General features: G+C 36.1%; 12 protein-coding genes. All 12 read left to right on the forward strand.

Annotated elements, in window-relative coordinates; genetic code table 11:
• The gene (locus O3607_RS00385; RefSeq protein WP_024066095.1) at positions 1–723 is read left to right on the forward strand and encodes a 2-C-methyl-D-erythritol 4-phosphate cytidylyltransferase; all 723 of its coding nucleotides are present in this window, start codon (positions 1–3) and stop codon (positions 721–723) included.
• Positions 716–1,765 (forward strand): NAD(P)-dependent oxidoreductase, encoded by a 1,050-nt coding sequence (locus O3607_RS00390; protein ID WP_227720784.1) that lies wholly within the window; start codon positions 716–718, stop codon positions 1,763–1,765. The genes O3607_RS00385 and O3607_RS00390 overlap by 8 nt, the downstream gene beginning before the upstream one ends.
• On the forward strand, positions 1,762–2,829 hold the full coding sequence (locus O3607_RS00395; protein WP_227720783.1) for a glycosyltransferase: 1,068 nt from the start codon (positions 1,762–1,764) through the stop codon (positions 2,827–2,829). The genes O3607_RS00390 and O3607_RS00395 overlap by 4 nt, the downstream gene beginning before the upstream one ends.
• 19 nt (positions 2,830–2,848) lie before the next feature.
• Complete coding sequence (locus O3607_RS00400; RefSeq protein ID WP_316120161.1) at positions 2,849–4,090, forward strand: O-antigen ligase family protein; 1,242 nt, start codon at positions 2,849–2,851, stop codon at positions 4,088–4,090.
• Complete coding sequence (locus O3607_RS00405) at positions 4,068–5,000, forward strand: ATP-grasp fold amidoligase family protein (protein WP_227720781.1); 933 nt, start codon at positions 4,068–4,070, stop codon at positions 4,998–5,000. Before O3607_RS00400 ends, O3607_RS00405 begins: the two co-directional genes overlap by 23 nt.
• Entirely contained in the window at positions 4,954–6,117 is a 1,164-nt protein-coding gene (locus tag O3607_RS00410) for a CapA family protein (RefSeq protein WP_303884808.1), read from the forward strand. The genes O3607_RS00405 and O3607_RS00410 overlap by 47 nt, the downstream gene beginning before the upstream one ends.
• Positions 6,117–7,568 carry a lipopolysaccharide biosynthesis protein gene (locus O3607_RS00415; RefSeq protein WP_005387002.1) on the forward strand — a complete coding sequence of 484 codons (1,452 nt, stop codon included), beginning with the start codon at positions 6,117–6,119 and terminating at the stop codon, positions 7,566–7,568. Before O3607_RS00410 ends, O3607_RS00415 begins: the two co-directional genes overlap by 1 nt.
• A gap of 26 nt (positions 7,569–7,594) precedes the next feature.
• Positions 7,595–8,692: an NAD-dependent epimerase/dehydratase family protein gene (locus O3607_RS00420; protein WP_039969261.1), complete on the forward strand. Its 1,098-nt coding sequence runs from the start codon at positions 7,595–7,597 to the stop codon at positions 8,690–8,692.
• The gene (locus tag O3607_RS00425) at positions 8,693–9,859 is read left to right on the forward strand and encodes a nucleotide sugar dehydrogenase (RefSeq protein WP_371443157.1); all 1,167 of its coding nucleotides are present in this window, start codon (positions 8,693–8,695) and stop codon (positions 9,857–9,859) included. It abuts the gene before it with no gap.
• Positions 9,860–9,895: 36 nt separating this feature from the next.
• On the forward strand, positions 9,896–10,342 hold the full coding sequence (locus O3607_RS00430) for a VanZ family protein (RefSeq protein ID WP_371443158.1): 447 nt from the start codon (positions 9,896–9,898) through the stop codon (positions 10,340–10,342).
• A 264-nt stretch (positions 10,343–10,606) separates the two neighbouring features.
• Positions 10,607–11,410 carry a CpsB/CapC family capsule biosynthesis tyrosine phosphatase gene (locus O3607_RS00435; RefSeq protein ID WP_119209258.1) on the forward strand — a complete coding sequence of 268 codons (804 nt, stop codon included), beginning with the start codon at positions 10,607–10,609 and terminating at the stop codon, positions 11,408–11,410.
• A 244-nt stretch (positions 11,411–11,654) separates the two neighbouring features.
• Positions 11,655–13,805 carry an anaerobic ribonucleoside-triphosphate reductase gene (gene nrdD / locus O3607_RS00440; RefSeq protein ID WP_257846644.1) on the forward strand — a complete coding sequence of 717 codons (2,151 nt, stop codon included), beginning with the start codon at positions 11,655–11,657 and terminating at the stop codon, positions 13,803–13,805.
• Positions 13,806–13,830 lie beyond the last annotated feature (25 nt).

Below are 13,830 nucleotides of genomic sequence, written 5' to 3' on the forward strand. Positions count from 1 at the left end.
ATGAAACGAATAGCAGTAATCTTTGCGGGTGGCGTAGGTGCTCGAATGAATAACAGCAAGACGCCAAAACAGTTTCTAGAATGGAACGGTAGACCTATTTTGATTCAAACTTTAGATGTGTTTGAACAAACCGACTCTATTGACGGCATTGTTTTAGCTTGCAAAGCAGAGTGGATTGATCATACTAAAAACCTCATCAAAGAGGCTGGTTTACAAAAAATTGTATCCATTGTTCCAGGTGGAGACAGTGCTTTAGACTCTCAATATAATGGATTGGCAGAGGCAAAACGATTATTTCCTAATGAAGAGGTTACCGTATTGATTCACGATGGTGTTAGACCACTTGTGGATAAGGCAACAATAGAGAGGAATATTGAATCTGTAGAAACAAAGGGTTCTGCTATTACAGTTACACCTGCTATTGAAACCGTTATGGTTACAGATAATGGTTCTATAAACCGAATTTTAAATCGTAGTGAATGCCTTATGGCAAAAGCACCTCAAAGCTTTAAACTAGATGATATTTTATCGGTTCATGATAGAGCTAAAGCAGAAGGTATCCATAATTTTATAGATTCTGCATCCATGATGATGCATTATGGATACACCTTGTATCCAGTATTAGGAGAAACAGAAAATATAAAGATTACTACACCATCTGATTATTATATGTTCACAGGTATTATTAAAAACCGCGAATTAGGAGGATTACAAGATGAGTAATTCCGTTATTAAACGCGAGTTAGCAGCTTTACTACAAGATAAAAGGCACTTTGATTTCCTCCGCCATCAACGTATTCTTGTGACAGGTGCGACGGGACTCATTGGCTCTATGTTTATAAAACTGCTTATACTTGCTAATGAAGCGTATGGTCTAGATATACAGGTAATAGGTCACGTACGTAGTCATAACAAAGCACAGGCTATTCTAGGTGATTATTTAGATAATGATTCTATTACACTTATCGATGGTTCTTTAGAATCTATTGATGTGCCTTGTGATTATATCTTACATGGTGCAGCACCAACACAATCAAAGTTCTTTATGGAGCATCCTGTAGAAACGATTCGTACTTCGATTCATGGGACGGAAGCTATGCTAGAACTAGGCCGTCATAAAACGGTAAAGAAACTTGTGTATCTATCGAGTATGGAACAGTATGGTGTTCCTTATGAATCGGGACAGGTGATGACTGAAGAGCGATTAGGATATTTAGATCATTTAAATGTGCGTAGCTCTTATTCTGAAAGTAAAAGATTATGTGAGTGTTATTGTAAATCTTATGCCGTAGAATTTGGCGTTCCAGCTGTTATAGCTCGATTGGCACAAACTTTTGGACCTGGTGTTCCTGTTTCAGATAATCGCGTATTTATGCAATTCACTAAGAGTGCTCTAAAAAATGAAAATATTGTACTTCATACAAAGGGTGATTCTATGTCTAATTATTGCTATATTACTGATGCATTAACGGGCATTTTAACCCTTATGAAGGACGGAGAAGCTGGTGAAGCATACAATGTATGTCATGATGAGGAAACTCGATCTATAGCAAGTATTGCGCATTTGGTAGCAACTCATGTAAGTCATGATAAGAGTGAAGTCATTTTTGATATTCCAGAAGATGTACAAGGCTTAGGCTATGCGCCGACAGTGCACATGTTCTTGAGTTCAAAAAAATTAAAGTCCTTAGGCTGGCAGCCTAAGGTAACAATGGCGCAGGCTTATGTAAGACTTGCAGAATATATCCAAGAGGAAGGACTATGAAAAAGGAAATAATCATTGTTACCATCTCCCTTGGCAATGATGGAGCTGAACGAATTTTAACAGAGTTAGCTCGTCAATGGGTGCATGATGGTCATCATATTACGGTCATCCAAACTAGTCCCAATCGTTATGGTAATGAATATGCCTTAGAAAATGGGATAGAGCAAATTGAAATTCATACCACAAGTTCTAATAAAGTGATTCGCTTTATGCAGGAAATAAAAGAGCTAATAAAGATTTTAAAGACTAGACCGAATGCAACATGTCTATCTTTCTTGTCTGCATCAAGCTTTATATTGGCTATTAGTTCCTGGTTTGTGAAGAATCGCATTGTCTTTTCGGAGCGAAATAATCCGCGCAAGGTGCCTATTGGTTGGCATCAACAAGCATTGCGTAATTTTGCCTTTAGATTTGCTGATGCTCTCGTATTCCAAACAGAAGACGCTCGCTCTTACTTCCCAAAATCTATACAAGAACGTGGTGTTATCATTCCTAATCCTATTAATGGTAAATTGCCACCACCAATAGAAGGGGAACGTGAGAAGACGATTGTTACGGCCTGTCGATTACATCCTCAAAAGAATTTACCTATGATGATTAATGCTTTTAGTATGCTAGCAGATGAGTTTCCAGAGTATAAACTTGTTATTTATGGACAAGGTGTTTTAGAGGATGAACTACGTGCTCAAATTAAAGCGCTCAATTTAGAGAATCGTATTTTATTACCTGGCTTTGCTAGTAATATTTTAGAGAAGGTTGCACCTTGTTCTATGTATGTTTCATCATCTGATTTTGAAGGTATTTCAAACTCTATGTTAGAAGCACTTGGCATGGGCTTGCCTGCTGTAGTTACAGACTGTCCAGTAGGTGGTGCTCGTATGGTAATAAATAGTGGAGAGAATGGTATCTTGGTACCTGTAGGAGATACAAAGGCTATGTATGAAGCTATGCGCAGTATTCTGAAAGACCCTGCATTAGCAGCAAAACTTTCACAGGAAGCTATCAAGGTGCGTGATAAATTTCCACTATGTAAAATTGCTAAACGTTGGTTAGATGTTTTATGAGTTGTAAGGAGGAGAACCATTGAAGTTAAATATAACGGCTATTGCTGACCGCATGATATGGTTCATAACTCTAATTTTTTTAGTGTTGTCGTTGACCATTTCCTTTGCCCTTGGCGATGCGAATTATGGTGCCTATGTATTATTTGTATGCCTATTTGGACTTATTATTTTTTATCTCATACGAGAGCAGGGAGTTATAAAATTTAGGTTTACTTGGATGCATGGTTATATGCTGCTCTTTATTGGAGCCTGTTATCTGAGTACTATTAATGCTATTGAGCCATCTGTAGCACTTAGTCGAAGTTTTGATATCGTTAAGATATTCTTTATGCTTATCATTTTATACATGTGTTATCAAGATAAAAAATCGGTGGACACATTATTAAAAATCGGTATGTGGACCGGTTATATAGTTTGTTTTTACACAGTATATTTCTATGGTTTAGATTACTTTATTACGGTCTTGTCATCTTCTGCACGTATTGCCAATGATGCATTAAATGCGAATACAGTCGGTCTATTAGGTGCCAATGCTATCGTTATGACATTGTATTACATGCTGTACGATCGACCTCGTTGGTGGAATATTATAGCCTTACCTACATTGGGTATTCTAGCAGCTACTGGTAGTCGTAAAGCTTTAGTATTTGTTGTTGTTGGTACAGTATTGCTATTTGTATTTAAAAGTTTACGCAGTGCTAATGTAGTGAATTCTATTGTGAAAATTATAGGGTCCTTATTGGCTCTTACGTTAGTTGGTATTGCAGTCTTACAATTGCCTATGTTTTCAGAGGTACTAGACCGTATGTCGAGTATGGTGGATGCCTTTTCTGGTACTGGTGGCGATTCATCAACTATTATCCGTATGGCTTTGGTTGATATTGGGTGGGATTTATTTTATCAATCCCCTATAACTGGGGTTGGCGTAAATAACCCTTCAGTATTTACCTATTTCGTATACGGTAAAGAGAATTACTACTTACATAATAACTATATTGAACTATTAGCAGGTACAGGGGTAATCGGCTTATTGGCATATTACTCAATGTATATATACATTGCCTATAACTTAATTCGTTATCGGAACTTTCATAGTAATGAATACGTAATGGTACTGATTTTGTTCCTTTCTCAAATCGTTATGGATATGGGCATGGTTTCTTATGAAAGTAAGAGTACATATTTTTATATGATGATGTTTTATTTAGAGGTGCAATTGCTCCGGAAAGGACGTAAAAATGAAGCTCAGCAAGTTGTGTAAAGTTGGCATGTCCTTTTTAACAAAACCTTACTATCGCACGCGAGTATTGATTAAATTGGGTTATTATGACTCTTTATCGGATGAAGAGTTTTTAAAGAAGGTATTTCCTAAATACATGGGATATCCTTTAGACTTAGAGAATCCAAAAACTTTCAGCGAAAAATTACAATGGCTAAAGGTTAATTATAGAGAGCCTATACAAACAGTAATGGTAGATAAGCATGAGGCTAAACATTTTATTGCTCACCGTGTAGGCGATCAATATATAATTCCCACACTGGCTGTTTGGGATTCCGTAGAGGATATCGACTTTGATGCATTGCCTAATCAATTTGTTTTGAAATGTACACATGATAGTGGGGGCATCGTTATTTGTAAAGATAAGTCATCCCTTGATCGAGAGGCAGCTAAAGCAAAGTTAAGAGCATCTCTAAAACGTGATTATTCTAAAATTGCCAGAGAATGGGCTTATCAGAATGTACCGCGTCGTATTATAGCAGAAAAATATATTTCAGAATTGGGCAATGATGATTTATTAGACTATAAGATGTATTCCTTCCATGGAGAGCCAAAGCTAACTGTAGTATGTTCAGATCGCTTTTCAAAGACTGGAACGCGTATGAACTTTTATGATATCAATTGGGAGCCTATGGGGATTCATTTTGGCCATTATCCTCCATTATCTACGGAGTTTCCGAAGCCAGCTACTTATGAGGAGATGAAACGTCTCACAGCTGAGCTAAGTAAGGATTGTCCGTTTTTACGTGTTGATTTCTATGAAATAAAGGGACGACTGTATATTGGAGAGTTAACGTTCTTCCCTGGTGCGGGATTAGAGCAGTTTTGTCCTATGACAAAAGATTATGAATTGGGAGAGTGGTTACATCTTGAAAATGTACATCGGGGCTGATTTTGTCCCTACGGATATAAACAGAGAATTATTTGAAACTAGTAATGTAGAAGCTTTAGTTGGTAAAGAATTGTTAGGCCTCTTTAATCAATCTAATTTAAATGTGTTTAATCTAGAGGTGCCCTTAACTGATGCATCTACTCCGATTGATAAATTTGGTAATAATTTAAAGTCGCCCACAAAAACAATTTACGGATATAAAGCTTTAGAGCCTATATTTTTAACACTGGCTAATAATCATTGCTTAGATCATGGAGTAGAAGGGTTAACAACTACATTAGAGCTATTAAAAAAGCATGGTATTAAAAATGCAGGTGCTGGTGCCAATGTAAAGGAAGCTAAAAAGCCATTTATCTTTGAAAAAGAAGGTATACGTATAGGATTTTACTTATGTGCAGAACATGAGTTTACCGTTGCTTCTTGTCATACAATGGGGGCTAATCCATTTGATGTATTAGAGAGCTTCGATGATGTAGAAGCTTTAAAGAAAACTTGTGATTATGTTATCGTCCTATATCATGGTGGGAAGGAGTTTTATCGCTATCCATCGCCAATGTTACAAAGATATTGCAGAAAATTTGTTGATAAAGGGGCAGATCTTGTAATTTGCCAACATAGTCATTGTATAGGTTCTCGTGAGGACTATGGTAAGGGGACTATTATTTATGGCCAAGGTAACTTTATCTTTAACTCCGAATCCTATATACATCATAAGGAGTTTGTAAAAGATTCCTTATTAATCAGTGTAGAGGCTACAAAGGATAGTTTTATTGTATCTGAAGTGCCAATTCGTGGTACCGAAAGGGGCACCCGTTTGGCTACTGAATCGGAAGCCATGGAAACATTGACGGAATATAAAAAGCGAAGTGAAAACATTAGAGATGCTCATTTTGTTGCTCAAGCATATAAGGATTTTGCTGATACTCATGTAAAGCGATATTTGCGTGAATTTTTAGGTAGATCTTTTATCATTCGTGCAATAAATGGATTATTTGGACGAAAATTAATACAACTTATTTTAGGAAAAACAAGTTATTTAGCAATTCAAAATTACTTGGAATGTGAAGCTCACCATGAATTATTCTTGCGGGGCATTAAGAATATCAATAAAAAATAATGGATACAAAAATAGTAGCTGCTGCTAAATGGTCTGTCATAACAGAGGTTTTAGCAAAGCTTATTACACCACTAACAAATATAATATTGGCCCATATGCTAGCACCTACGGCATTTGGGATATTGGCAACAATTATGATGGTTATATCCTTTGCAGAAATGCTAGCTGATGCGGGATTCCAAAAATTTCTTGTACAGCATGAGTTTCAAAGTGATAAAGAAAAACAGGAGGCTACAGATGTAGCTTTTATTGCTAACTTAGTTCTTTCTTTACTCTTGTGGGGGGCTATTATAGTCGGTCGTGATGAACTGGCCGTATTAGTTGGAAATGATGGCTTAGGCATACCGTTGGCCATAATGGGGGCCATGATTCCGCTCTCTGCTTTCAGTAGTGTACAAATGGCATTGTATAGACGGGACTTTAACTTTAAGTTTCTTCTTAACATTCGGCTCATCACAATTCTGACTCCTATATTGATATCCATACCTATGGCGCTCATGGGATATGACTATTGGTCTTTAATCGCTGGTATGTTAGGGGCTCAGTTATTTACGGCTTTGGCCTTATTGAAGAGTAGGAAAAATCAAATCCATCTCTTCTTTAGTTCTAGAGTCTTTATGAACATGTTTAGTTATAGTGCATGGTCATTGGCTGAAGCATTTTCTATTTGGCTTACTGCATGGGTGGATACCTTCATTATTAGTCGCTTTTTGGATGCCTATTATTTAGGGATCTATAAAATGCCTATGGCTATTGTTACAACTGTCATGGCTATGGCTACTTCATCTTTAGCGCCTGTATTATTTGCCGCTTTAAGTCGAGTTCAACAGGATGAACAGGCATTTTCCAATACATTCTTTACCTTCCAACGCTATATGGCTCTTTTTTTAGTACCTATAGGGATAGGCTTGTTTGTATTCCAAGACTTTGTTGTTGATCTCTTATTGGGACCACAATGGAAGTTAGCAGGTATTGTATTGGGATCTTGGGCCTTGAGTTCCGCTATTATGACAGTAACAGCGAATTTGATTTCTGAAGTATTCCGTGCAAAAGGAGTTCCTAATTTATCATTCTGGACTCAAATATTACATTTAGTTGTATTAATACCGGTCATTTATATTTGTATTCAGTATGACTTTAGTACATTTGTCTATGCTCGTTCAATAGTACGCATGGAAATGTTAATGGTTGCCATGATTTTCTTAGCATTATTTATACATATAAGTGCCCTTCGGGTGATTACTAATATAGGTGTATATCTAATTACTGCATCTATTGTTGGTGCTCTTGCATATAGTATTTTACATTTATATGATGCGGTATGGTGGACTATAGCTTGTATGATTTTATGCGTTGTATTGTATGTGGTTATCTTATATCTCATACCATCTGAGCGCACTATTATCACTTCTGGCGTTGATAAATTATTAAGTAAAGTAAGACGATCATAATTAACAGAACTATGAAAGGAGTACATATGCTTTCAAAAAATGTAGACTTAAACAACACGGTGATCCTAGTAACGGGAGCCGCTGGATTTGTAGGGGCTAATCTTGTTATGTCCCTGTTATCTGAAGCAGAAGGAACTCAAATTATCGGCATAGATTCTGTTAATGATTACTATGACGTGGCCTTAAAAGATTATCGATTGCAACAAATTGATGAGATGTGCAAAGATAATAAAAATGCGTGGGTATTTAAAAAAGGGAATATTGCAGATAAGGCCTTTATCGAAGAAATTTTCTCTACTTATAAACCACGTGTTGTTGTTAACTTAGCAGCACAGGCGGGTGTGCGTTATTCTATTACGAACCCCGATGCTTATATCGAGTCTAATATTATTGGTTTCTACAATATATTAGAGGCTTGTCGTCATTCTTATGATAATGGTGAAAGTGGAGTAGAGCATTTAGTATATGCATCATCCTCCTCCGTATACGGTGCGAACAAACAAATTCCATACTCTACAGAGCATAAAGTAGATAACCCAGTTTCTCTGTATGCAGCTACTAAAAAATCGAATGAATTATTGGCTTATTCGTATGCCAAGTTATATAACATACCTAGTACAGGGCTTCGTTTCTTCACTGTGTACGGTCCAGCGGGGCGTCCGGATATGGCGTACTTTGGCTTTACTAACACGTTGCGGAGCGGTGGCACTATAAAAATCTTTAACTATGGTAACTGTAAACGTGACTTTACCTATATCGATGATATAGTAGAGGGCGTATCTAAGGTGATGTGTGCGGCTCCAGAACGTCGCAACGGTGCCGATGGTTTACCAGTTCCTCCGTATGCTATTTATAATATTGGCAATAGTCATCCTGAAAATCTTCTAGATTTTGTGCGTATTCTTTCAGAGGAATTAGTTGCAGCTGGCGTATTACCAGAGGATTATAATTTTGAAGACCATAAAGAATTAGTGGCGATGCAACCAGGCGACGTACCTGTTACCTATGCAGACACAAGTGCTCTAGAAGAAGATTTTGGATTCAAGCCAAATACATCTTTACGTGAAGGGTTACGGAAATTTGCTATATGGTATAAAGAGTTTTATATGACGGAGGGCAAATAAATGAAGATTGCAATTGCTGGGACCGGCTATGTAGGCCTTTCAAATGGTGTTTTATTAGCACAACATAATGAAGTAGTAGCCCTCGATATTATTCCTGAAAAGGTAGAAATGTTAAATCGCAAAGAGTCACCTATTGTAGATGCAGAATTGCAAGAGTACTTGGCTACTAAAAAATTAAACTTTAAAGCTACCTTAGATCCTGTAGAGGCTTTTACAGGTGCTGATTATGTTATTATTTCGACCCCTACTAATTATGATCCTCAAAAGAATTTTTTTGACACATCTTCTGTAGAGCAAGTTATCAAAACAGTATTAGATATCAATCCAGATGCTGTTATGGTTATCAAGTCAACAGTACCAGTTGGGTATACAGCTCAAATGCGTAAAGAATTCGATACAGAGAACTTGATGTTCTCTCCAGAGTTCTTACGTGAAGGTAAAGCTTTATATGATAATTTACATCCTTCTCGTATAGTGGTAGGAGAAGACTCTAAAAGGGCTCGTTGTTTTGGTCAACTATTAGCTGATGGTGCCATCAAAGAAAATGTGCCTCAATTGTATACGGATTCTACGGAAGCAGAAGCTATTAAATTATTTGCTAATACTTATTTAGCATTGCGCGTTGCTTACTTTAATGAGTTGGATTCTTATGCCGAAGTTCGTGGTCTTAGTACAAGCCAGATTATTAATGGTGTTTGTTTAGATCCTCGTATAGGCGACTTCTATAATAATCCATCCTTTGGTTATGGCGGTTATTGCTTACCAAAAGATACTAAGCAATTATTAGCTAACTATAATGATGTTCCACAAAATTTGATTTCTGCTATTGTTGATGCTAATAGAACTCGCAAGGATCACATAGCAGATGTTATTATAGGAAAGAATCCAAAAATTGTTGGCATCTATCGCTTGACTATGAAAATGAACTCTGATAACTTTAGAGCATCTGCGATTCAAGGTGTAATGAAACGAATTAAAGCTAAGGGGATTGCAGTAGTTGTTTATGAACCGACTCTTGATGCAGAAGACTTCTTTAATTCCCCTGTGATTCGTAACTTTGAAGACTTTAAACGTGTTAGTGATGTCATAGTAGCTAATCGATGGGATAAGAGTTTAGAAGATGTGAAGGATAAAGTTTACACAAGAGACATTTTTGACCGCGATTAATGTGAGTATATGTATTGTGGCGTTTAGGAGAGTAGTATGAAACGTTGGATACTATATATCCTGTTAGGGCTAATAGTATTTTTTATATGGGATAATTCGATGCAGAATGGTGGATCATCAGATGGATTTAGTTTGCTTTTTGCAGAGACTTTTGTTCCTATAGCAAATGAATTAGGCTTTCATGGAAATATATGGATCTTGAATAGGATTGTTCGAAAATTAGCACATCTCACAGAGTTTACAATTCTTGGTAGTGTTTTATATGCAATTCTACGTCAATATATTACATATGGTACAGTAATAAAAACGATAGGTTTAGGAATGTTGATAGCTTGTCTTGATGAATTTATACAATTATTCTCACCAGGTCGTAGCTCTCAGTTCTCTGATATTTTGATAGACACAGTAGGTGTTGTTATTGGTATTCTAGTGGTAAAATTAGTCTATTATATCAGGTATAAGAGAAGGACATTTAAAAATTAAATTGTTAATAATATACAGATGAGTGAAAAATACCTCATAATCTTAGCGATTATGAGGTATTTTTAATGAAGATAAAATGAAAATTTAAAAAATATATTAAATGAACATATTATAATTTATCTATTTTTATATAAAAACCACTGTACAAGCGACTTTTCCCTTGGTATAATCATGAATAGAAAATGAAAAATAAATGAGATAAACATGAACTTTATAAAGGGAACGATTTCTGTAAGGGGTTATCGTAAGTAGAAGGGAAAGAATATGAATCGCGTGGTTGACTTACATGGTTGCATTTTGCCAGCTGTGTTAGGGCCTCAAGGGCCACAAACAATGGCAGAATCAGTAAAAATGATAAAATCCTTGGCTGAACAAGGAATTACAGATATTTTCAGTACACCTGATGTAATAGTATCTATGGATATGAATACTTGGGATGAAATGGAAACAACATTGAATGATGTAAAACTTGCAGTAGGTGAGCAACAAGTAGATGTTACTATTCACAGTGGTGCTCGCGTTTTACTTTGTGATGAAATGGTTGAATATATCGTTGCTCATCGCAATCAGTATTTGTTGGGTAATAGCCATTTTATGTTAGTAGCATTACCTGAAAATAGTAAGGTTCACCATATTAATGCATGGTTGCTAAGCTTACTAGATATGGGCATTGTTCCTATCATTAGTGAAGTAGAAACGCATCGCCAATTATTTACAAAACCAGAACAGTTATTGGAATGGGTAGATAAAGGGATTTTAATTCAATGTAACATGGCATCCTTTAATCATAGTAATGCTAATTATCATAGAGCAATCGAACTATATCGTAATGGATTAATTCACTTCTTTGGCACTGGTTATTGTAGTGAAAGTGATGTACAAGCGCATCAAGGGTATGTAGAAGCTATTTCTAAACTAGACAGTACATACAAAAAAGATTTGTTGCCAAATATTCATCTCAATGAGCGCGATCTTTTAGCTGATCGCACATTCTATCCTACTGTTCCTTCTAGTTGGGTAGGTCAAAAATCTAACTTCTTGACTCGTCTATTTGGGTTTACATTATAATTTTAAATAGGTTCTTTTATTCATGCTATATTAGCATGGCTGAAAGAACCTATTTTTACTTTATATAGTATTTGTTCTTGAAAACAACCACCATATATAGTATACTGAGTTAGCGGTAAAAATAGAGAGTTTACTAATAATTCTTTACATTTTTACATATAAATTTATAAAAGTATGGTATACCATACTTTTTTCTTTGTCATAACATATATTTCAGCGGTAACAAAATGGGGAGGTTGCCAATATGTTGCAGGTCATTAAACGGGATGGTACAAAGGTACCTTTCGACAAAAACAAAATTGCTTTGGCTATAGAAAAAGCCGAGCATAGTAGTACAGGGTTGTACGAAGAGGGGTTGGCACAGCGTATTGCTGATGAAATTGAAGAATATGCTACAAAGCTCCAAAAGGACATGACAATTTATGCTATTGAAGATCAAGTGTATTATAAGTTGATTGAGTATCATAATCCTGCAACGGCACGTGCCTATGAAGGTTACAAAGCTGTGCAAGCTTTTAAACGTCGTCAAAATACTACAGATGATGATGTAATTGGTTTATTAGACCGCAGTAATGTCAGCGTTCTCGATGAAAACTCTAATAAGGATGCTGCTATTGTATCTACACAACGTGATTTAATTGCCGGTGAAGTATCTAAGGATATTGCGCGTCGTAAATTAATTCCTACAGATATTTTAGAAGCCCATGATAGTGGTGCTATTCACTTCCATGACATGGATTACATTATCCAGCCTATGTTTAACTGTTGCTTGATCAATTTGGAAGATATGCTAACAAATGGTACGGTTATTAATGGTAAGAAAATTGATACACCTAAATCCTTCCAAGTTGCATGTACAGTAACAACGCAAATTATTGCCCAAGTTGCATCTGGTCAATACGGCGGTCAAAGTATCAATGGTATCGATCGCATCTTGGCGCCATTCGTACGTAAATCTTACGAAAAAATCCTCAACAATGTTATTGAAGAACAAGTTGAGATTTACGGGATGGAACCAAATATGGAAAAGGCTCGTGAAATCGCATGGAAACGTACGCGTAAAGAGGTTAAGGATGGTATTCAAACTATCCAGTATCAAATCAATACATTGATGACTACAAATGGTCAGTCTCCATTTGTTACGTTGTTCATGTATTTTAAACCTGATTATGAATATGCTAAGGAAGCTGCTCTTATTACAGAAGAGATTTTGCGTCAACGAATTAAAGGTGTAAAAAATGAAGCTGATGTATATATTACACCGGCATTCCCTAAATTGATTTATGTTCTTGATGAACATAATGTAACACCAGATAGCCCATACTATTACTTAACTGAATTGGCTGCACAATGTACAGCTAAACGGATGTACCCAGATTATATTTCCGCTAAAAAAATGAAGGAAAACTATGAAGGAAATGTATTTAGTCCAATGGGTTGCCGTTCTTTCTTATCTCCTTGGAAGGATGAAAAAGGAAACTATAAATTTGATGGACGCTTTAACATGGGCGTTGTAAGCTTAAACTTGCCACAAATTGGTATTTTGGCTCGTGGTAGTGAAGAAAAATATTTTGAAATTTTAGATAAACGTCTTGAATTAGCAGAAAAAGCATTGTTATTACGCTACAATCTTTTGAAAGATGTAGTGAGTGATGTGTCTCCAATTCACTGGCAACATGGTGCCATTGCACGCCTTAAAAAAGGAGAAAAAATCGGTCGTTTCCTTACTGGTGGTTATGCAACGATTTCTCTTGGCTATATCGGTATTTATGAAGCAACTCGATTGATTACAGGTGAATCCAATACAGGTGAAAAAGGCCGTGTATTTGCAATGAAAATTATGGATCGTTTAAACGATGCTATTAACCTATGGCATGATAAACATAATCTTGGTTTTGGTTTATATGGTACGCCTGCTGAAAGCTTAACAAATCGATTCTCTTCATTAGACCGTGCTCGTTTTGGTGTAATTGAAGATATTACTGATAAAGGCTATTACACTAATAGTTACCACGTAAATGTACGGGAAGAAATCAATGTATTTGATAAGTTTAATTTTGAATCTGAATTCCAAAAGAAATCAACTGGTGGTTGTATTTCCTATGCAGAAATTCCAAATATGACTAATAATATTCCAGCCGTTTTGACTATGATTCAATATATTTATGACCATATTTCTTATGCTGAATTTAATACCAAGTCTGACTACTGTCATGAATGTGGTTTTGATGGTGAAATTAAGGTCAATGAAAATAATGAGTGGGAATGTCCTCGTTGCCATAACACAAACCGTGATAAATTAACTGTTATTCGTCGTACTTGTGGTTATTTGGGTGAGAACTTCTGGAATGAAGGCCGTACGAAAGAAATCAAAGATCGTGTAATGCATATCTAATAATAGATAGCATCACTGTTTATTA

Origin of the sequence: Veillonella sp. 20925_1_51 (genome assembly GCF_041431445.1) — a bacterium.
Lineage (GTDB): Bacteria > Bacillota > Negativicutes > Veillonellales > Veillonellaceae > Veillonella > Veillonella nakazawae.

What these genes read in the sequence shown, in the direction of transcription:
- O3607_RS00385 (WP_024066095.1), top strand. Translation starts at nt 1, where the DNA reads ATGAAACGAATAGCAGTAATCTTTGCGGGTGGCGTAGGTGCTCGAATG.
- O3607_RS00390 (WP_227720784.1), top strand. Translation starts at nt 716, where the DNA reads ATGAGTAATTCCGTTATTAAACGCGAGTTAGCAGCTTTACTACAAGAT.
- O3607_RS00395 (WP_227720783.1), top strand. Translation starts at nt 1,762, where the DNA reads ATGAAAAAGGAAATAATCATTGTTACCATCTCCCTTGGCAATGATGGA.
- O3607_RS00405 (WP_227720781.1), top strand. Translation starts at nt 4,068, where the DNA reads ATGAAGCTCAGCAAGTTGTGTAAAGTTGGCATGTCCTTTTTAACAAAA.
- O3607_RS00410 (WP_303884808.1), top strand. Translation starts at nt 4,954, where the DNA reads ATGAATTGGGAGAGTGGTTACATCTTGAAAATGTACATCGGGGCTGAT.
- O3607_RS00415 (WP_005387002.1), top strand. Translation starts at nt 6,117, where the DNA reads ATGGATACAAAAATAGTAGCTGCTGCTAAATGGTCTGTCATAACAGAG.
- O3607_RS00420 (WP_039969261.1), top strand. Translation starts at nt 7,595, where the DNA reads ATGCTTTCAAAAAATGTAGACTTAAACAACACGGTGATCCTAGTAACG.
- O3607_RS00425 (WP_371443157.1), top strand. Translation starts at nt 8,693, where the DNA reads ATGAAGATTGCAATTGCTGGGACCGGCTATGTAGGCCTTTCAAATGGT.
- O3607_RS00430 (WP_371443158.1), top strand. Translation starts at nt 9,896, where the DNA reads ATGAAACGTTGGATACTATATATCCTGTTAGGGCTAATAGTATTTTTT.
- O3607_RS00435 (WP_119209258.1), top strand. Translation starts at nt 10,607, where the DNA reads ATGAATCGCGTGGTTGACTTACATGGTTGCATTTTGCCAGCTGTGTTA.
- nrdD (WP_257846644.1), top strand. Translation starts at nt 11,655, where the DNA reads ATGTTGCAGGTCATTAAACGGGATGGTACAAAGGTACCTTTCGACAAA.